The organism is Streptomyces sp. NPDC048461 (assembly GCF_055587105.1).
This window is the reverse complement of sequence record NZ_JBVJGW010000016.1, coordinates 23091-42000: the sequence shown is the minus strand read 5'-3', so window position 1 is coordinate 42000 and position 18910 is coordinate 23091. Positions and strand designations below refer to the sequence as shown.

At 74.2% G+C, this 18910-nt stretch carries 19 protein-coding genes, 1 tRNA gene and 1 riboswitch; of the genes, 14 read left to right on the top strand and 6 right to left on the bottom strand.

What is annotated here, in order from left to right; translation table 11 throughout:
• Positions 1 to 54: 54 nt before the first annotated feature.
• Positions 55 to 1518: a sulfatase family protein gene (locus ACZ6S8_RS25650; protein WP_469459487.1), complete on the bottom strand. Its 1464-nt coding sequence runs from the start codon at positions 1516 to 1518 to the stop codon at positions 55 to 57.
• 160 nt (positions 1519 to 1678) lie between these two features.
• Positions 1679 to 2146, bottom strand: a complete 468-nt coding sequence (locus ACZ6S8_RS25645; protein ID WP_469459485.1) for a hypothetical protein — start codon at positions 2144 to 2146, stop codon at positions 1679 to 1681.
• A 597-nt stretch (positions 2147 to 2743) separates the two neighbouring features.
• On the opposite strand from ACZ6S8_RS25645, the gene ACZ6S8_RS25640 reads away from it, so the two are divergent.
• Both ACZ6S8_RS25640 and ACZ6S8_RS25635 read left to right on the top strand, forming a co-directional pair.
• Positions 2744 to 4486: a glycoside hydrolase family 71 protein gene (locus ACZ6S8_RS25640; protein ID WP_469459483.1), complete on the top strand. Its 1743-nt coding sequence runs from the start codon at positions 2744 to 2746 to the stop codon at positions 4484 to 4486.
• A 101-nt stretch (positions 4487 to 4587) separates the two neighbouring features.
• Positions 4588 to 5868: an aminotransferase class V-fold PLP-dependent enzyme gene (locus ACZ6S8_RS25635; protein ID WP_469459481.1), complete on the top strand. Its 1281-nt coding sequence runs from the start codon at positions 4588 to 4590 to the stop codon at positions 5866 to 5868.
• Between the two features lie 20 nt (positions 5869 to 5888).
• Here the strand turns inward: ACZ6S8_RS25635 and cobF are convergent, their stop codons facing one another.
• Positions 5889 to 6641 (bottom strand): precorrin-6A synthase (deacetylating), encoded by a 753-nt coding sequence (gene cobF, locus ACZ6S8_RS25630; RefSeq protein ID WP_469459480.1) that lies wholly within the window; start codon positions 6639 to 6641, stop codon positions 5889 to 5891.
• Positions 6642 to 6659: 18 nt separating this feature from the next.
• Here cobF and ACZ6S8_RS25625 point away from each other — a divergent pair, with 18 nt between their 5' ends.
• From ACZ6S8_RS25625 to ACZ6S8_RS25610, 4 genes are read left to right on the top strand one after another with little or no spacing between them, the layout of a single operon-like run.
• Positions 6660 to 7415, top strand: coding sequence for a (Fe-S)-binding protein (locus ACZ6S8_RS25625; protein WP_469459478.1), 756 nt, complete (start codon positions 6660 to 6662; stop codon positions 7413 to 7415).
• The gene (locus ACZ6S8_RS25620) at positions 7412 to 8890 is read left to right on the top strand and encodes a lactate utilization protein B (protein WP_469459476.1); all 1479 of its coding nucleotides are present in this window, start codon (positions 7412 to 7414) and stop codon (positions 8888 to 8890) included. The genes ACZ6S8_RS25625 and ACZ6S8_RS25620 overlap by 4 nt, the downstream gene beginning before the upstream one ends.
• Positions 8887 to 9543 carry a LutC/YkgG family protein gene (locus ACZ6S8_RS25615; RefSeq protein WP_469459474.1) on the top strand — a complete coding sequence of 219 codons (657 nt, stop codon included), beginning with the start codon at positions 8887 to 8889 and terminating at the stop codon, positions 9541 to 9543. The genes ACZ6S8_RS25620 and ACZ6S8_RS25615 overlap by 4 nt, the downstream gene beginning before the upstream one ends.
• 4 nt (positions 9544 to 9547) lie before the next feature.
• Positions 9548 to 9940, top strand: coding sequence for a VOC family protein (locus tag ACZ6S8_RS25610; protein WP_469459472.1), 393 nt, complete (start codon positions 9548 to 9550; stop codon positions 9938 to 9940).
• Here the strand turns inward: ACZ6S8_RS25610 and ACZ6S8_RS25605 are convergent.
• Positions 9920 to 10399 (bottom strand): DUF309 domain-containing protein, encoded by a 480-nt coding sequence (locus tag ACZ6S8_RS25605; RefSeq protein ID WP_469459470.1) that lies wholly within the window; start codon positions 10397 to 10399, stop codon positions 9920 to 9922. The two genes, ACZ6S8_RS25610 and ACZ6S8_RS25605, sit on opposite strands and share 21 nt — an antisense overlap.
• 108 nt (positions 10400 to 10507) lie before the next feature.
• Between ACZ6S8_RS25605 and ACZ6S8_RS25600 the strand changes: the two genes are divergently transcribed.
• Positions 10508 to 10581, top strand: a tRNA-Pro gene (locus tag ACZ6S8_RS25600).
• 358 nt (positions 10582 to 10939) lie between these two features.
• A complete protein-coding gene (locus ACZ6S8_RS25595; RefSeq protein WP_469459468.1) occupies positions 10940 to 12220 on the top strand; it encodes a preATP grasp domain-containing protein in 1281 nt (426 codons plus the stop codon).
• A 103-nt stretch (positions 12221 to 12323) separates the two neighbouring features.
• On the opposite strand, the gene ACZ6S8_RS25590 is transcribed toward ACZ6S8_RS25595, so the two are convergent.
• The gene (locus ACZ6S8_RS25590) at positions 12324 to 12716 is read right to left on the bottom strand and encodes a PRC-barrel domain-containing protein (protein WP_469459466.1); all 393 of its coding nucleotides are present in this window, start codon (positions 12714 to 12716) and stop codon (positions 12324 to 12326) included.
• 413 nt (positions 12717 to 13129) lie between these two features.
• On the opposite strand from ACZ6S8_RS25590, the gene ACZ6S8_RS25585 reads away from it, so the two are divergent.
• Positions 13130 to 13351, top strand: a complete 222-nt coding sequence (locus ACZ6S8_RS25585; RefSeq protein WP_469459464.1) for a hypothetical protein — start codon at positions 13130 to 13132, stop codon at positions 13349 to 13351.
• An 11-nt stretch (positions 13352 to 13362) separates the two neighbouring features.
• A complete protein-coding gene (locus ACZ6S8_RS25580; RefSeq protein ID WP_469459462.1) occupies positions 13363 to 13749 on the top strand; it encodes a hypothetical protein in 387 nt (128 codons plus the stop codon).
• Positions 13750 to 13783: 34 nt separating this feature from the next.
• Here the strand turns inward: ACZ6S8_RS25580 and ACZ6S8_RS25575 are convergent, their stop codons facing one another.
• Positions 13784 to 14830 (bottom strand): fatty acid desaturase family protein, encoded by a 1047-nt coding sequence (locus tag ACZ6S8_RS25575; protein WP_469459459.1) that lies wholly within the window; start codon positions 14828 to 14830, stop codon positions 13784 to 13786.
• A gap of 239 nt (positions 14831 to 15069) precedes the next feature.
• Between ACZ6S8_RS25575 and ACZ6S8_RS25570 the strand changes: the two genes are divergently transcribed.
• The 4 genes from ACZ6S8_RS25570 to ACZ6S8_RS25555 all read left to right on the top strand — a co-directional run bounded on the left by ACZ6S8_RS25570 (position 15070) and on the right by ACZ6S8_RS25555 (position 18888).
• Positions 15070 to 15498: a TraR/DksA family transcriptional regulator gene (locus ACZ6S8_RS25570; protein ID WP_469459457.1), complete on the top strand. Its 429-nt coding sequence runs from the start codon at positions 15070 to 15072 to the stop codon at positions 15496 to 15498.
• A 186-nt stretch (positions 15499 to 15684) separates the two neighbouring features.
• Positions 15685 to 15866: riboswitch (cobalamin riboswitch) on the top strand.
• A gap of 30 nt (positions 15867 to 15896) precedes the next feature.
• A complete protein-coding gene (locus ACZ6S8_RS25565; protein WP_469459455.1) occupies positions 15897 to 16958 on the top strand; it encodes an ABC transporter substrate-binding protein in 1062 nt (353 codons plus the stop codon).
• On the top strand, positions 16955 to 18076 hold the full coding sequence (locus ACZ6S8_RS25560) for a FecCD family ABC transporter permease (RefSeq protein ID WP_469459453.1): 1122 nt from the start codon (positions 16955 to 16957) through the stop codon (positions 18074 to 18076). The genes ACZ6S8_RS25565 and ACZ6S8_RS25560 overlap by 4 nt, the downstream gene beginning before the upstream one ends.
• Positions 18073 to 18888, top strand: coding sequence for an ABC transporter ATP-binding protein (locus ACZ6S8_RS25555; RefSeq protein WP_469459451.1), 816 nt, complete (start codon positions 18073 to 18075; stop codon positions 18886 to 18888). Before ACZ6S8_RS25560 ends, ACZ6S8_RS25555 begins: the two co-directional genes overlap by 4 nt.
• Positions 18889 to 18910: the final 22 nt, after the last annotated feature.

The following is an 18910-nucleotide window of genomic DNA, read 5'->3' as shown; positions in this document are numbered from 1 at the left end:
GGGCCGTGCGCACGGCCCGCACGCCCGGTCCGCACGCCCGGTCCGCACTCCCGGTCAGGCCGCGCGGTCGGCGGCCAGCCGCGCGGCCAGCGCCGGAACGCCGAGGTCCCGCTCCTGCTGCGGGGTGGCCTGGTGGAGCAGGTTCCGCAGCTGGTGGGGGTCGTTCACCAGGTCGTAGTACTCACGGAAGGCCACCTGCCCGGTGCCCGAGACGGCCCCCGACGCGTCGGTGTGCAGGTCGTAGTACTCGGTGTACTGCTTGTCCTTCGCCACGTACGAGGCCCAGGTCTTCGGCCCGTCGCCGCCGGCGCCCTGCTTCCACCACTGCACGAGCAGGTGGTCGCGGGAGGCGGTGGTCAGCAGGGACTGCCCGTCCTGCGGGGTGCCGGGGGTGATCCCGGCCGCGTCCAGGATGGTCGGCGCGATGTCGATGGTGGCGACGATCCGGCTGTCGGTGGTGCCGGAGCCGAGACCGCCGGCCGGCCAGGACAGGTAGAACGGCACCTCGTGCGCGGGGGAGTAGGGGACGGACTTCTTCAGCCAGCCGTGGTCGGCCCAGGTGTAGCCGTTGTCCGCCACGTAGATGACGAGGGTGTTCTCCAGCTGGCCCAGCGCCGCCAGCTTGTCGTGGATGGCCTGCACCGCGTCGTCGACCGAGAGCAGGGAGCGGAGCTGGCGTCGGCGCAGCTCCTTCGCGTCGGCGAGGGTCGCCGTCGCCTCGCGGATGTAGGCGGGCTTGTCGGAGCGGTCGTCCTCGGGGACCGAGGGGCGGCCGTTCCAGGCGGGTACGGCGGCGTCGGCGTACTTGGGGGCCGGGGTGTTCGGGGCGTGGGAGGCGTACGGGGTGACGTACGCGAACCAGGGGCGGGCGTCGGTGGCCGACTTGTCGAGGAAGGCCAGCGTCTTGTTCTTGATGACGTTGGTGGTGTAGCCGGGAAGCTCCTGGACCGTTCCGTCGATGTTCCAGCGGGCGTTGGTGTATCCCGGCTGCAGCAGGGCCCACTCCTCGAAGTGCGGCGGATTGTCCGCCAGCGCCCAGGAGTTGAGGTACTTGCCGAAGAGCCCGGTCCGGTAGCCGGCCTGCCTCAGGTGGCGCTGCACGGTCGTCGACTGGTCCAGGCTGTGCGAGGCGGCGTTGTTGCGCACGCCGTGGTGGTGGGCGTGGCGGCCCGAGAACACCGAGGAGCGGGACGGCGAGCACAGGGGGGTCGCGGCGTGGCCGTGGGTGAAGGTGACGCCGCGGCCGCCGAGCCAGCCGATGGTCTTGGAGATGGCCCAGTCGGTGTGCTTGGGCTGGTCGTCGGTGACGATCAGCAGGATGTTGGGCCGGGCCGCGGCCGCTGCGGCCGCCGGGCGGGCGAAGGCCGTGACGGACGCCGCGGAGGCGGCCACCGCGGCCGCGCCGGCGAGGAAGCCGCGCCGGCCGACGCCGCCGCCCGCGTCTGCGGGCCGGGACGCGCGGGGTGCGCCGGCCGCGCCGGTCGTTCCGGGCGCGTCGAGGTGCTCGTGCTCGCTCACGAAGGGTCTCCTGTACGTGCGGGGGCGGGTGACGTACGTACCAGGGCTCCGGCCGTCGTACGTCGCCGAAACCCGCAGGTCAGACCCTAAGGGTGGGCTGTGGCAGCACTGTGGCCGCGTCACGGCGGCTGTGTGCCGCGTACGTAACGCGCTCCGGCCGTCAGAGCCGGTGCACCCGCTCCTGCCCGATGCCGAGCGGGGACCGTCCCGCGGCGAGGATCCGCAGCCCGGGGGCCACGGACAGGAGGTCCCGCAGCCAGGCGCGCGCCTGCGGGCCGAGCAGGTCGGCGCCGTCCAGGACGAGCAGCATGTCGCGCTCGGCCAGCCAGGACGCGGTGTTCGCCGTCCCGCACGGCGGCAGCGGCGTTCCGGGTACGCGGCCGAGCGCCGCGGTGAGCTCCCGGGTGCCGTGGACCCCGGCCGACGGCTCGAAGGCGACGACGGACACCCCGTCGTAGAAGTTGGACGCGATCCGCCGCGCGATCTCCCGCACCAGCAGGCTCCGCGGCTCGCGGAACCCCCCGGTCACGGTCACGACCCGCCCCGTCCGGACGGCGGTGAGCAGCCGGGACAGCTCGGCGGACGTGGCCGCCGACGTCCCCGTGGAACCGGATTCCCCCATCGGCACGATGCCCCCCATTGCATGCGTGACCAAGCGCGGCGAGCGTGCTGGTTCGAGCCGCGTGTCGACGATTATGCGCCAGCTGAGCCGGAAGGCCAGGGGAATGTCGCATTCCGCAGAAGGGTCCCGCAGAGAGGCCGCCGACGGGGCGGCGCGGAGCAACGCCCTTGCACTGCACGGTGGTTGAAGGTGCGAACGGCGCCACCGGAGCGGTCCGTCGCGGACGCGAGCCGCGTCCGCCGGATGGTGGAGGGCGCGTAGACGGCGGACGGCGCCGGGTCCGGGCCCGCCGGCCCCGCGGCCGGGGAGGCCCCCTGGGCAGGGCGTGGCCGCCCGCCGCGCGGGCGGTGGGTGCGCAGTGCGAAGCGGAAGGAGTTGCGCCTGCGTAGGCGCGATGCCGCAGAGGGGCTCCCGCGCGTGGCGCGCCAAGGCCGTTGCGGCGCCGGCCGGATGAGCCCCGGCAAAGCGGTCGGCGTAGTTCCCGTGCGCCCTGTGACGTACGTGTCCCCGCCCCGGCGCCGGGGAACGGTTGTCCGGGCGCCGGTATTGGGCTCTACTGCTGTGCAGCCCCCACTCGGGGCATATTCCCGGGGAGGGACCACGATGACAGCGGACCGGCGAGCGGACCGGCGAGCAGGGCGACGGACGGGCCGGCGGGCGGAGCGGGCGGCGCAACCCGTCTCGCACCGCCGCAGACCCGCGCTCAGGAGACGCGGCCCGCTGGTCGCCCTCGTCTCCGGCTTCCTCCTGGTCGGTGTCTGCGCCGCCACCGGAATAGCCTGGGACCCCTCCTCGGTGGCCGACGTCCGCGGCAGTTCCGCCCCCGTCATCGGCGTGCCCTGGTCGACCGGACCCGGCGCCGGCTCCGGCACGCCCGCGCCCACCGCCCCGGGACCCGACCGGAGCCCCGCCCCGGACACGAGCCCCGGCGGCACGGACACCCCCGGAGGAGCGAGCACCGGCACGGGGGGCGTTCGTCCCGCAGGGGCCCTGCCCTTCGACCTGCCCCAGCCCGCGGCCCTCCGCTCGGGCGCCGCGGGCAAGAAGCTGGTGTTCGCCCACTACTTCACCCCGTACCCGCTCTCCCTCGACAACGCGAGCGCGGACGCCGACTACTACACCCGCAACTACCTGAACCCGGACGGCGAGAGCGGCAAGCACGAGCGGTACGGCGGCCTGCTGCGCGACCGGCCGCTGCCCGTCCAGCCGAAGGGCGGCGACTGGGAGTACGCCAACCTCCAGCAGGAGGTGCGCACGGCCCGCGCGGCCGGCATCGACGGGTTCACCCTCGACATGCTCTCCCTGAGCGGCAAGAACTGGGAGCGCTCCACCCAGCTGATGGCGGCCGCCCGTTCGGTCGATCCGGCCTTCAAGGTCATGCTGATGCCGGACATGACCTCGCTGAAGACCGACGATCCCGGCGTGCTCGCCGACGCGATCGCCACACTCGGCGCGGCACCCGCCGCCCACCGGCTCCCCGACGGCCGGCTCGTCGTCTCGCCCTTCAAGGCCGAGGCGAAGAGCGCGTCCTGGTGGACCGAGGTGCTGGGGATCCTCAAGTCGAAGCACGGCACGCGCACCGCCTTCGTCCCGCTCTTCCTCGACTTCGGCGCCCACAACGGCGACTTCGCCCCCATCAGCTACGGCTTCTCGGAGTGGGGCAGCCGCAGTTACGTCGGCCAGGAGAGCAACACCCGCGACGTCAAGCGGGCGCACGACATGGGCAAGATCTGGATGCAGCCCGTCTCCGTCCAGGACGCCCGCCCCAACCAGGGCATCTACGACGAGGCCGGCAACACCGCCACCCTGCGCGCCACCTGGAAGCACGCCATCGACGACGGCGCCGACTGGGTCCAGCTCACCACCTGGAACGACTACTCCGAGGGCAGCCAGTTCGCCCCCTCCCTGCACAACGGCCACGCCTACCTGGACCTGACCTCGTACTACCTGACCCGGTTCAAGACGGGCAGCTGGCCCGAGATCGTCCGGGACACGCTCTACCTCACCGCGCGCACCCAGTTCGCCCAGGCCGACCCGACCGGCGACCAGTCGCTGCTGATGTCCCTGCGCCGGGGCAGCGCCGCACCCCGCGACACGGTGGAGGTGCTCAGCTTCCTCGCCGGACCCGCCGTCGTCCGCACGGCCGTCGGGTCCGCGAAGGACTCCCACGAGGCCCTGGCCGGGATCCACTCCGAGCTGCTGCCGCTGAAGGCGGGCACGAGCTCCGCCGAGGTGGTCCGGGGCGGGAAGGTCGCGACCGGGGTGGAGCTGCCCTACCCTGCGGACCGCACCGTGGAGGTGCAGGACCTCCAGTACTACGCGGCGACCAGCGGCCGGGAGCCGTAGGACCTTCAGCCGCGGTCGCGGGACCCTCGGGCGGGCTACCGCCGGCGGCCGGGGCGGGAGAGGATCACCACGACAGCTCCGCCCCGACCCCGGGAGGCCCCGTGCCCGACCGCGACCGTCCCGAGGGGGGCCCGGCCGGGCCCCCGACCGCCACCGCGCCGCAGCCCGGAGGCCGGCCGCCCGGCGGGCTGCCCGCGGGACCCGCCGACGGGCCCGCCCCGGAGCCGTCCGGCGGCCGTACGGCCGTACCGGCGCGGGTCTTCCCCGGCACCGAGGGGCTGTTCCGCCTCGACCCCTCCGTCGCGCACCTGAATCACGGCTCCTTCGGCGCGGTCCCCGTACCCGTTCAGGAGGCCCAGGCCGCGCTGCGGGACCTGGCCCACGCCGACCCCGACGCCTTCTTCCTCGGCGTCTGCGACCGGCTGGCCGCAGCCCGCGCCCGGATCGCCGCACACCTCGGCGCCGACCCCGACGGGCTCGCCTTCATCTCCAACGCCACCGAGGGCGCCAACCTCGCCCTCGACGCGATCCCCTTCGCCGACGGCGACGAGATCCTGGTCACCGACCACGGCTACGGCACCGTCGTCGCGGCCGCCGCCCGCCGCGCCACCGTCACCACCGTCTCCCTGGACCCCTTCCTGCCCGACGAGGACGCCGTCCGCGAAGCCGTGCTCGCCGCGCTGACGCCCCGCACCAAGGCGGCGGTGCTCGACCACGTCAGCTCGCCCACCGCCCGCCTCATCGCCTCCCCCCGGCTCCTCGCCGACCTCCGGGAACGCGGCGTCACCACCGTCGTCGACGGCGCCCACGCCCCCGGCATGCTCGCCGACCCCCTCGCGGGCCGCGCCGACTTCTGGTTCGGCAACCTCCACAAGTGGGGGTACGCCCCGTCCGGCAGCGCGGTCCTCGCCGTCGCCCCGGAGCACCGCCACCGGGTCCGCGCGCCCGTCCCCTCCTGGGAGGACCGGCACGGGTTCCCCCGCTCGGTCGAGTACCGCGCCACCGCCGACTACACCGGCTGGCTCGCCGCGCCCGAGGGCCTGGACCTCCTCCAGCGCCTCGACGCGACCCGGGTACGGGCCCACAACGGCGCGCTGGCCGCCCACGGCGCGGCCCTGCTCGCCGAGATCCCCGGACTCACCCCGCTCCCGCACACCGAGGGCCTCGCCATGCGGGCCCTGCGCCTGCCGCCCGGCACCGCCGAGACCCCCGAGGACGCCGTGGCGCTGCGCGAGGAGATCGCGGCACGGCTGCGCGTCCGGGTCCTGGTCTGGCCCTGGCCGGGCGGCGGCGGCATCCGCGTCTGCGGGCAGGTCTACAACCGGCCCGAGGAGTACGAGCGCCTCGCCGCCCGGCTCCCCGCGCTCCTCGGCCGCGCCTGAGGCGCGGGGTCCGGTCCGCCTCAGCCGCGCCTGAGCAGGTAGGTGTCCATGATCCAGCCCTTGCGGGCGCGGGCCTCGGTGCGCAGCTCCTCGATCCGGCCCGCGACCTCGCCGAGCTTCCCCGACACCAGGATCTCGTCCGGGGTGCCGACGTAGGCCCCCCAGTAGATGAACAGGTCCTGGTCCAGGTGGGCGGTGAAGGCGTGCCGGGCGTCCAGCATCACCACCACGTCGTCCACCCCCTCCGGCCAGCCCTCGGCCAGCCGCCGGCCGGTGGTGATCTGGACCGGGCGGCCCACCCGGTTCAGGTTCGTGCGGTGCCGGGCCAGCAGTGAGGACACACTGCTGATGCCCGGCACCACCTCGTGCTCGAACGCCACCCGGCCCTTCTCCAGCACCTCGTCGAGGATCGCGAGGGTGGAGTCGTACAGCGAGGGATCGCCCCACACCAGGAACGCCCCGGTCTCGCCCTCGGCCAGGTCCTCCGCGATGAACCGCTCGAACAGCGCGGCCCGCGCGCTGCGCCAGCCGTCCACCGTCGGGGCGTAGTCCGCCGGGGTGCGGTCCCGGTCCGGGTCGCGGCCCTCCACCAGCCGGTGCCCCGGGCGGGCGTGCTCGTCGAGCATCGCCCGCCGCAACCCGGTCAGGTCCGCCTTCTCCTCGCCCTTCTCCAGGATGAGGAACGCGTCCGCCGCCCCGATCGCCTTGACCGCCTGGAGGGTCAGGTGGTCCGGGTCGCCCGCGCCTATGCCGATCACTGAGAACTTCTTCACCCCGCTATTCTGCCCGTCATGCGTGTCGCCCTGTTCGTCACCTGCGTCAACGACGCGCTGTACCCCCGCACCGGCATCGCCGTCGTCCGCCTCCTGGAGCGGCTCGGCGTCGCCGTGGACTTCCCGGCGGCCCAGAGCTGCTGCGGGCAGCCGCAGTACAACACCGGCTACCGGTACGAGACGGAACCGCTGGTCCGGCGCACCGCGGAGGCCTTCGCCGGGTACGAGTACGTCGTCACCCCCTCCGCTTCCTGCGCCGCGATGATCCGCGAGCACTACCCGCGCATCGGCCGCAGGGCCGCCGCCGAAGGCCGCGGGACCGCCCTGGCGGCTCTGGCCGCGGACCTCGCGCCGCGCGTGTACGAGCTGACCGAGTTCCTGGTCGACGTGCTCGGGGTGAGCGACGTCGGCGCCCACTTCCCGCACACCGTCACCTACCACCCCTCCTGCCACGGCCTGCGGTCCCTCGGCCTGGGGGACCGGCCGCGGCGGCTGCTCGCCGCGGTCAGGGGCCTGGACCTCGTGGACCTTCCCGGAGCGGAGGAGTGCTGCGGCTTCGGCGGCACCTTCGCCGTCAAGAACCCGGACGTGTCGGCGGCCATGGGCGCCGACAAGATCGCCGGCGCGGCCGCCACCGGCGCCGGCGTGCTCTGCGGCGCCGACAACTCCTGCCTCGCCCACCTGGAGGGCCTGCTGCGCCGGGCCGGCTCCCCGGTACGGGCCGTGCACCTGGCCGAGATCCTCGCCGCGACCGAGGAGGAGCCCCTGCGATGACCGCCACGCACCTGGGCATGCCCGCCTTCCCCGCCTTCCCCACCGCCGCGCGGGACGCCGTACGGGACGGGGTGCTGCGCGCCAACCTCCGCCGCGCCACCCACACCATCCGCGACAAACGGGCCCGCGCCGTCGCCGAACTGGCCGACTGGGACCGGCTGCGCGACGCCGGGAAGGCCGTCAAGGACCACACCCTGCGCCACCTCGACCACTACCTCCTCCAGCTGGAGGAGGCGGTCACCGCCGCCGGCGGCACCGTCCACTGGGCGGCCGACGCCGAGGAGGCCAACCGCATCGTGACGGACCTGGTGCTCGCCACCGGGGAACGGGAACTCGTCAAGGTCAAGTCCATGGCCACCCAGGAGATCGGCCTCAACGAGGCCCTGGAGGCCGCGGGGATCGCCGCGTACGAGACCGACCTGGCCGAGCTCATCGTCCAGCTGGGCCACGACCGGCCCTCGCACCTCCTGGTCCCCGCCATCCACCGCAACCGCGCCGAGATCCGCGAGGTCTTCCGCACCGAGATGGGCCGGTGGGGCCGACCCGCCCCCGAGGGGCTCGGCGACGACCCGCGCGAACTCGCCGAGGCCGCGCGGCTGCACCTGCGGGAGAAGTTCCTGCGCGCCAAGGTCGCCGTGTCCGGCGCCAACTTCATGGTCGCCGAGACCGGCACCCTGGTCGTCCTCGAATCCGAGGGCAACGGCCGCATGTGCCTGACCCTGCCCGAGACCCTGATCTCGGTCGTCGGCATCGAGAAGGTCGTCCCCACCTTCCGCGACCTGGAGATCTTCCTCCAGACCCTGCCGCGCTCCTCGACGGCGGAACGGATGAACCCGTACACGACCATGTGGACCGGGACCACCGACGGCGACGGTCCCACCGCCTTCCACCTCGTCCTCCTCGACAACGGCCGCACCGACACCCTCGCCGACGAGGTCGGCCGCCAGGCCCTGCGCTGCATCCGCTGCTCCGCCTGCCTGAACGTCTGCCCCGTCTACGAACGCGCCGGCGGCCACGCCTACGGTTCCGTCTACCCGGGCCCCATCGGCGCCATCCTCAGCCCCCAACTGCGCGGCACCGGCAGCGCGATCGACGCCTCCCTGCCGTACGCCTCCACCCTGTGCGGGGCCTGCTACGAGGTCTGCCCGGTCGCCATCGACATCCCCGAGGTCCTCGTCCACCTCCGCGAACGGGTCGCCCAGGGCGGCCCGGTCACCCGCGACGGCATCCGCGTACGCCTGCGTCCCGCGGACGGCCGCACCGCCGAACGGGCCGCGATGCGCGCCGCCCGGCTGCTCCTGGACCACCCGGGCGCGCTGCGCGCGGGCGAACGCCTGCTGGCCCGAGCCCGCCGGCTGCGCCCGCGCCGCCTGCCGGGGCCCGGGCGGGCCTGGACCGACACCCGGGAGCTGCCGGAGCTCCCCGCGGAATCCTTCCGCGACTGGTGGACCCGCGAACGGGGGACCCCGCAGTGACCTCGAAGGACGTCGTCCTCGGCCGTATCCGCCGGGCGGTGGGGGAGCGGGACGGGGGTCCCGGACCCGCCCCGGGCGCCGGCCCGGCGACGCGGCGGGACTACCTCGCGGTGCACGGCGCGCGGACCCCCGCCGAGACCGTCGACCTCCTCGCCGCGCACCTCGCCGAGTACCGGGCGACGGTCCACCGCACCGGCGAGGACGGCCTCGCGGCACTGCTGGCACGCCTCCTCGCGCGGCGCGGCGCACGGACGGTGCTCCTCCCGCCCGGCCTGCCCGCCCACTGGCTCGCGGCGGCGGACGCGGAGCAGGTCCAGGACCGCGCGGAGCACACCGCGCGGCAACTGGACGCCGTGGACAGCGTGGTGACCGGCTGCGCCCTGGCCGTCGCCGAGACCGGCACCCTCGTCCTCGACGGCGGACCCGACCAGGGCAGGCGCCGGATCACCCTGATCCCCGACCATCACGTCTGCGTGGTCCGCGTCCCCGGACAGGTGGTGGACTCCGTACCGCAGGCCCTGGCCCTGCTGGACCCGGCCCGCCCGCTGACCTGGATCTCCGGCCCCTCCGCCACCAGCGACATCGAGCTCGACCGGGTGGAGGGCGTCCACGGCCCCCGCACCCTGGAGGTCGTCCTGCTCGGCGCACAATAGGCCCATGCCCTCCCACATCGCCCTCACCGCGCTCGTCGTCCACGACTACGACGAGGCCATCGACTTCTACACCCGGGCCCTCGGCTTCGACCTCGCCGAGGACACCGCGCGCCCGGACGGCTCCCGCTGGGTCGTGGTCCGCCCGCCCGGCGCCCGGGAGAGCGCGCTGCTGCTCGCCCGCGCCAAGGACGACGCCCAGCGCGCCCGGGTCGGCGACCAGACCGGCGGCCGCGTCGGCTTCTTCCTCCACACCGACGACTTCGCGCGCGACCACGCCAGGATGACGGCCGAGGGCGTCCGCTTCCTGGAGGAGCCGCGCCACGAGGCGTACGGCTCCGTCGCCGTCTTCCAGGACCTGTACGGCAACCGCTGGGACCTACTCCAGCCCGCCGCGTAGCCCCGGCGCCTCGGCGGCGGCGTCCACGTCCGCACCGCCGTCCACCCGGTGGGCCAGCTCCCCGGCCCACCGGACCAGACCCGGTACGTCGATCCCGTACGCCGCCCCGTCCAGCCCCTCGATGCCCGCGGCCCCGCGCCGCAGCAGCCGCGCCCCGCCGACCGCGTTCCCGCGCGCGGCGTGCGTCAGCCCGACGGCGAGCTGGGCGAGCCCCCGCCAGAGCGGGGCGGCCTCCTCGGGCCCGGACTTCCAGGCGTCCTCGAACACCTCGTGCGCGTGGAACGGCATCCCGCCGTCCAGCAGCCGCTGCGCCTCCCGGACCGTCTGCGCCGGCGAGCGCACCACGCCCTCCGGCTGCCGTCCGACGCCGTCGGCCCCGTAGGCCAGCGGCCGCCCCAGCCCGTCCCTGGGCCGCGCGCTGCGCGCCCGGCCCTCGTCGTCCCGATCCCTTGTGTTCACCCGTACATCCTCGCCGCCGCCGATTACCCGTGCATGCACACCCCTCGGCGTGGGGTAATGTTCTGCATGTGCCGCCGGGACGGGGGAAACCCCAGGTCGGAAGCACAACGGGACGTGGCGCAGCTTGGTAGCGCACTTGACTGGGGGTCAAGGGGTCGCAGGTTCAAATCCTGTCGTCCCGACTAGAGGTTCGCCTCGTAGTCGCAGAACAGAGCCTTGTCTCACTTCGGTGAGACAGGGCTCTCGTGCGTTCGGGGGGCTTCGCCGGGGCGCGCGCACCGGCACGCCGAGGAGATCGTTCGCTCGGCCACCCCCCCCGGATATCGGGAGCCGACCGCCCCGAAATGAATTCCTCGCCGGGGCCTCGGGTGAGGAGACGCGGAATCCGGCCGCCGCAATGCGCGTGTTCCTCACCGGCGCCCAGGGATGTCGCGGCATGGTGGGTTCCGGACGGCGGGGCGGGGCAGGCGCGGCGTGGTGGGATCCAGCTCCGGGTCGCGTGCGGCCGCGGGGCGGTGGCCGGCGACGAGGGGAGCAGCGGTGAGTGAGACGGGTCCGTTCGTGGTGTTCGCCAACTTCCTCTCCGACCTGGCGGTCGACCTCGACGAGGGCGGAGTGCTGGAGCAGTGGGCCCAGCAGGCGCCGCGCAAGGCGTGGCTGCTCCGGCCCGGGGACGTGCTGGTCACGCCGGTGCCGCTGAGCCGGGAGTTTCTCCGGTACGTGTACGACCTGACCGAGGTGCCCCCGGACACGGTGACCGTCGTCGAGGTGCCCCCGGCCGGCGCCGTCCCCCTGGCGCGGGCGGTGCGCGAGGCCGGGCTCGCCGCGTACGTCCGGGCCCTCGCCGGTGACCGGGGCGCGGCGCTGCTGCCGACCGCGCTGGACGCCTCGGCGATCGCGTTCGCCCGGGACCTCGGCATCACCGTGCACCCGTACCCGACCGTCGAGGCCGCCGGAGCGGCGCTCGCGACGACGATGCTGCTGAACACCAAGGCCGGCTTCCGCGAGACGGCCGGACAGCTGGGCATGCGGCTGCCCCTCGGACGGGCGTGCCCGCGACCCGAGGTGGAGGGCGTGGCGCGCGAACTGCTGCGCGGTCACGGGGGAGTCGTGGTCAAACCCGACCGCTCGGCGGGAGGCCACGGCATGCGCTTCCTCTCCCGCGGCGACCTGGACGGCGGGGCGTCCCTGGAGCTGGACACCGTCGGCGGGCCCCGGGGCACGTGGGTCGTGGAGGAACGCCTCGACGTGGCCGAGTCGGTCAGCGTCCAGCTGGACACCACCGCCGCCGGAACGCGCGTCCTGTTCAGCGGTGCGATGCGCACGGCGCACGGGTCCTTCACGGGGTACACCTCCCCGCTGCCGGCGTCCTGCGCCCACGTGGCCGGCGAGCTGGAGGCGTGGGGGAGGGCGCTGGGCGGCCATCTGGACGGCCACGGCTTCGCCGGACCGTTCGGGCTCGACGCCCTGGTCGACGCGGAGGGCCGGGCGTACGCGAGCGAGAGCAACATCCGCCGTACGGCCACCACCACACCGCACGCCATGGTCACCCGGCTGACGGCCGCGTCGGGCGGCGCCCCCGCGGCCTGGTCGGTGGCGAAGGGGTGGACCGGGCGCCCGTTCGACTTCGACGGCGCCCTCGGCCGGCTGAGGGAGCACCACCTCGCCTTCGACCCGGCGCGCGGCGAGGGCGTGGTCCTCTACGCGGACGCGCCGCCGGACGGCCGCTCGTGGCGGTACGCGGTCATCGCCCGGAGCGCCGGGGACGTGGGGGAACTGGAAGCGGAACTGGCCGGGGCCCTGGAGTTCGAGGAACGCTGAGCCCGCGCGCCGGCCGCCGGCCCGCGCGGGTGGAAACCGCACGCAGCACGACGCCGGTCCCGGCACCCGAAGGGGTGCCGGGACCGGCGTCGTGGGGACGCGATCAGGCGGGGCGGCCGCCGAAGGGGGCGCCGGTGCCGTAGTAGGTGCCCAGCTCCTCGTGGTAGCCGGCGTTGCCGAGGTGCTGGTCGCGGTGGAACTCCGGAGCGTCCTTGATCTGCTCCTTGGTGCGGTCGACGTGGACCTTCTTGTCCTCCGCGTCGATCCGTACGACGGTGCTCGCCGGCAGGAGGACCTCCTTGCCGAAGATCCAGACACCGGTGTCCACGACCAGATAGGCGTCACCGACCTCGTCGGAGTGCTTGTCGACCTTGCCGATGCTGCCATCGGTCGCCTCGACCTTGTAGCCGGTCAGGTCCGTACCGGCCAGGTGGCCGGCGGTCGACGTGTAGCTCCACACATGCTCAGTCACGCGAAAACAACTCCTCCGGTACATCGGGAGACGGCGGGGACGTGCCCCTGCCGTCGTTCCCTTTTCCGTATTCCATGCCGTGCGCGGCGGTTTTCGCATTCCGCCCGGGCTCCGCCTGCCCCGTTCCCGGCAGCCCATTCGCACCGGTCCGACTGCGATACCGAAAGCCCATGCCGCCCACGGGGCGGGGCCGGGCCTGGCGGGCCGGAAGTCCGCCTGCCCGGGCATTCCCCGACCACGCGTACGGATTTACCTTTCTCCTACCTGGAGGGGCACCGGCACACCGCCCCGGCCGCGACCTGGTGAATTGCGGGACCCGGCCTCGGACGTGCTTTGCTCTCCCTCGCGTGGGCACACTCCACGGGACCCACGGCAGCACGGCATCCGGGTCCCTGACCGCCACCGGTCGGGACCGGGTGCGTACGAGGAGGAGCACGATGGCAGACGACCGCCGCCCCGCTCAGCGCGGGCCCGCCGACACCACCGACACCCACCACGACGCCGCCGGCACCGGTACCGGCCCCGGCACCGCAGGTCGGCACCGCGACGAGTTCACCGCGAGCGACGAGAACGACCTCCTCGACCAGGACGGCAAGGAGATCCTCAAGGGGCGCCGGCCCCCGCTCAGGGACCTCGACCCGGAACAGCTGGGCAAGTAGGAGGGGGCGCGATGACGAACGTCCACCTGCCCCGCCCGTCGGAGCTCGCCCCCCGCCTGTGGGCGTGGACCAGGGCCGCCGTCGCCCGAGGCGGGACCCGCGCCCGCTCGGCGGGCGCCGTAGCGGTGTGCGAGACCGCCGGTGAGCACCGGTCGTACGCCGAAGCCGGCGGTACCGCCGTACCGGCGGTCACGGGCCGGTCCCGGTGCGAGGACGCCCTCCCCGACGGCTCCGGCCGACGCGAGCGGGCCCGCGAGGCGGTCGCGGCCCACGCCACCGGGCAGGACGGTCTGGCCGCGCTCCTGGACATGCTGGCCCTTCACCCGGGGCAGGACGGGGACCGGGAGCGGCCCGGTCACCGCGCCGCCGGTGAAGGCACCGCCTCCGACGGCGGGTAGCCGCACGCGCCGGCCCGGGGCCTCGCGCGGGTCCTCAGGCCGTACGGGCCCTTCTGATCGGGGCCCCGGCCGCGTGGAGGCTGGCGAGGGTCTGCCGGTAGGAGCCGACCAGGCTGGTCTCCAGATAGCTGACTCCGAGTTCCCGGCAGTGGCTGCGGACGATGGCCTGGGCCTTGCGCAGGTGCGGGCTCGGCATGCTCGGGAAGAGGTGGTGCTCGATCTGGTAGTTCAGGCCGCCGAGGACGATGTCGGTGAAACGGCCCCCGCGCACGTCGCGGGAGGTCAGCACCTGACGGCGCAGGAAGTCGGGCCGGTCCGTACCCCGCAGGACGGGCATGCCCTTGTGGTTCGGCGCGAAGATGGAGCCGAGGTAGAGCCCGAACAGGCACTGGTTGACGAAGAGGAACGCGATCGCCTTGCCGGGCGGGAGCACGAGGAAGAGCGCGCCCAGGTAGGCGGAGAAGTGTGCGAGCAGCAGAAGGCCTTCCCACACCCGGTTCTTGAGCGCGCGGTCGGCCAGTGACCGCACTCCGGAGACGTGCAGGTTGAAGCCCTCCAGCGTGAGCAGCGGGAAGAACAGGTACGCCTGGGAGCGGCCCAGGAGGCGCGGCAGCCCCGTGGCGGCGCGGGCCTGGTCCTGGGTCCAGACCAGTACGTCCGGATCGAGGTCGGGGTCGAGGTCCTCGTGGTTGGGGTTGGCGTGGTGGCGGGTGTGCTTGTCCTGCCACCAGCCGTAGCCCATGCCGATGCCGAGGTTTCCGGCGATGCGCCCGGACAGCTCGCTGGCCCTGCGCAGGCGGAAGACCTGCCGGTGGGCGAGGTCGTGCGCCAAGAGCGCCACCTGCCCGAAGACGACGGCGAGGAAGGCGGCCACCAGGAGCGTCCACCAGCTGTCGCCGACCAGGACCAGGGCCGTCCAGCCGGCAGCGTAGAGGAAGGTCACCGCGGTGACGCGGAGCGCGTAGTAGCCGGGGCGTCGCGCCATGAGGCCGGCCGCCTGGACCTTCTTGGACAGCCGGGCGAAGTCGCTGCCCGATTCCGAGGGCCCGGGCGGCGGTCGCACCGTCTGAAGGGAATTCATGGTCTGGGTCCTCTTTCGTCGTCCGCGAGGGGGTTCGCGCGGGGTTCTGGGGGGATCAGCCGGTGTTCGACCGCGGCGGTGCCGGAAAGGGCGCGACCACCAGCGCGGCGCATGACATTGCCGCCCCTTCTACGCATACCCGGAAATCGGGAGGTAACGTGCGCACGGCCGGCCCGGCGCCACCCGTGACGTGTGCACGCCGGAGGAATGCACCTCCCGACGCTGGCGTTGTCGCACACATGGACGAATCGACCCCCAAGGTGCCCTCTCGATACGGGCACGAGCACGGGGACGAGGACGAGGGCGCGCGCGAGGACGGGCACGCGACCGCCCGCGCGCGGCTCGCCGCCGACCGGGCCGACACCCTCGCCCGGGCCGCGGCCCTGGTCCGCGACTTCGACGGGATCGTCGCGGCGAACGCCCTGGTCGCGGTCGACGACGAGCACGACCCCGAGGGGTCGAGCACCGCCTTCGAACGGGCTCACGTCGCCGCCCTCCTGGCCCGGGCCCGCGAGCACCTGGACGCCGTCGACCTGGCGCTGGAACGGCTCGCCCGAGGGGACTACGGACGCTGCGAGAGGTGCGGCGAGCCGATCCCCGCGGAACGCCTGGAGGCCCGCCCGACCGCCACCTCGTGCGTGCCGTGCGCCACGGCCGGTCCCCGCTGACCCGGACGCCGGAGCGCTCGCCCCCGGGCTGCGGAGCCCTGCCCCGCCGGACGCCGAAGGGTCAACCGGCCGCCCACCGGGCCGCGTTACGGGTCACCGCGGCCGCCCCTCGGTCCCGTCCCGCACCCGCGGCCCGGCCGGGGCCCGCGGTGCGCCGCGGCACGCCCCTTTTTGCCCCCCACCCGACGGAACGTAATATCAGCTGGTCATCACCGCGACGGGAGACAGGAAGCCGGTGCGATTCCGGCACGGTCCCGCCACTGTGACCGGGGAGTGCGCCCCTTCTGCGAGCCGCCGCGCCCGTCGCGGGAAGGCCAGGGGGACGTCGACCCGGGAGTCAGGACACTGGCCTGTCGCGGGCCCGATCCGAGGAGCGCGGACTCCGCAGGAGGCTCTACGTGTACGACGTCATGCCCCGCCCCCCTTCCACTCCCCCGCCCGCCCGGCGCGCCCGTAAGCTGCGCGCCGCGGCTGCGGCCCTGGCCCTGTCCACCGCCGTACTGACCGGCTGCGGCACCGCCGAGGACTCCCCCGACACCGCCAAACCGTCCGGCACTTCGGGGGCCTCCGGTTCCACCGCGCAGGGGTTCCCCGTCACGATCGACAACTGCGGCACGCAGACCACGTACGACAAGGCGCCCGCCCGCGTCGTCACCATCCACCAGCACCCCGCCGAACTGATGCTCTCCCTGGGGCTGAAGGACCGGATGGTCGGCACCGCCTTCCCCGACTCGGCCGTCCTGCCCGAGTTGCAGAAGGAGTTCGAGGCCGTACCGCAACTGGCGGAGAAGGAGCCCTCCTTCGAGGCCGTCCTCGACGCCGATCCCGACTTCGTCTACGGCGGCTACGGCTCCGCGTTCGCCGAGAAGGAGGGCCGTTCGCGCAAGGCGTTCGGCGACGCCGGCATCAACACCTACCTCAACCGCGAGTACTGCGGGAAGAAGCAGGTGACCATGCAGGACACCTACGACGAGATCCGGACCATCGGAAGCGTCTTCGGCGTCGGGGACCGGGCCGACAAGCTCGTCGCCGACCTCCAGGGGCGCGTCACCAGGACCACCGAGGCGGTCAAGGACGCACCCGCCGTGCCGGTCTTCGTCTACGACAGCGGCGACAAGTCGGCGTTCACCGCCGGCGGCAAGGGCCTCGGCACCGAGATCATCAAACTCGCCGGCGGCCGGAACGTCTTCGCGGACCTCGACGACGTCTTCGGTGACGTCTCCTGGGAACAGGTCGTGGAGCGCAGGCCCGAGGTGATCGCGATCTACGACTACGCGGGCACCGGAAGCGTCCGGCAGAAGCAGGAGTTCCTCCTCTCCCAGCCCGCGCTCGCCGACGTACCGGCCATCAGGAACAAGCGGTTCGTCGTCGTCCCGCTGACCTCGACCCTGGTCGGTGTCAGGCCGCCGTACGCGGTGGAGGAGCTGGCGCGCGGGCTGCACCCCGAACGACTCCGGTGACGGCCCCCTCCACCGCCGGGACGGCATCACCCGCCGTCCCGGGCGGGCGGGCTGCCCGCGGCGGGGGCCGGGCGCGGCGCTGGCCGTTCCCCGTGACCCTCGCCGTCCTCGGCACGCTGCTGCTCGTCTCCGCCACCGCGGGCATGGCCGTCGGGTCGGTGCGCGTACCGCCCGGCGACGTATGGGGCATCGTGACGCACGCGCTGGGCGCCGACTGGTCGGAGCCGACCTGGTCCCGGGCGCGGGAGACGATCGTGCTGGACGTACGGGCTCCGCGGGTCCTCCTCGGGGCGGTGACGGGCGCGGGGCTCGCGGTCATCGGGACGGCCATGCAGGCCCTGGTCCGCAACCCGCTGGCGGAGCCGTACCTGCTGGGCGTGTCCTCCGGGGCGTCCCTGGGCGCCGTCGCGGTGATCGTCTTCGGCGTGAGCCTGTTCGGCGCGCTGTCGCTGTCGCTCGCCGCCTTCGCCGGCGCGCTGCTGACGCTGCTGCTGGTGTACTCGACGGCCCGCGCCGGGGGGCGCATCACCTCGGTACGGCTGGTGTTGTCGGGAGTCGCCATGGCGGCGGTCCTCAGCGCGGTGACGAACATGCTGCTGCTGACCTCCGGCCGCGGCAACGAGGCGCGGGCCGTCCTGGCCTGGACCCTGGGGGGACTGGGCGGCGTCCAGTGGGACACCCTGTGGCTGCCGGGCGCGGCGCTGCTGCTGGGCATCGGCGTCCTCCTCGTCCAGGCCAGGTCGCTGAACCTGCTGCTGGCCGGTGAGGAGGCCGCGACGAGCATGGGACTGGACGTGGCCCGGTTCCGGGCCCGGATGTTCGTTCTGCTGTCGCTGGTGACCGGTGTCCTGGTGGCCGCGGCCGGGCCGATCGGCTTCGTCGGGCTGATGCTGCCGCACATCGTGCGTCTGTTCGTCGGCGGCGACCACCGGCGCGTCCTGCCCGCGGCGGCGCTCGCCGGCGCGGTGTTCCTCGTATGGGCCGACATCGCGGCGCGGACCGTCGCCGCGCCCATGGAGATTCCGGTGGGGGTGCTGACGGCGCTGTGCGGCGGGCCCTTCTTCCTGTGGATGATGCGCCGGGACGCCCGCCGGACCACGAGCCGGGGAGCGGCATGAGCGCGGCAGAACTGACCGTCGACGGCGTCACGCTCACCGCGGGGGCGCACCGTCTGGTGCGCGACGTCTCGCTGAACGCCCGGCCCGGAGAGGTGGTCGGCCTGGTCGGGCCCAACGGCAGCGGAAAGTCCAGCCTGCTGCGCACCGTCTACCGCGTGCTGCGGCCCGATGCGGGCAGCGTGCGCGTGGACGGCGCGGACGCCTGGACGCTGCCGGTGCGGCAGCTCTCCCGCACCGTGGCGGCGGTGGTGCAGGACGCGGGGGCCGATTTCGACCTGACCGTGCGGGAGGTGGTCGCGATGGGCCGCACCCCGCACAAACGGCTGCTCGACGGCGACAGTGCCGAGGACGCCGCGATCGTCGCGCGGGCCCTCGACGCGGTGGACGCGACCGCGCTGGCGGAGCGCTCCTTCGACCGCCTTTCCGGCGGCGAGCGCCAGCGCGTGCTCATCGCCCGCGCGCTGGCCCAGCAGCCCGGCCTGCTGGTGCTCGACGAGCCGACCAACCACCTCGACATCCGGCACCAGCTGGAGGTGCTCGGGCTCCTGCGGCAACTGCCCGCCACGGCCCTCGTCGCCCTGCACGACCTGAACCTCGCCGCCTACTACTGCGACCGGCTCTACGTCCTGTGCGAGGGGGCGGTCACGGCCTCCGGGCCGCCCGGCGAGGTGCTGACCGCGGAGCTGCTGGCCGACGTGTACGGCGTGGCGGCCGAGGTCGCCGTGCACCCGCGCACGGGCGCGCCCCAGGTGTCCTTCCTGCCGGGTGTCCCGGCAGGACGGTCCGGCGCCGCGGCGGGGCGTCAGGGGTAGGACGGGGCCGGCGCTGCGTGGC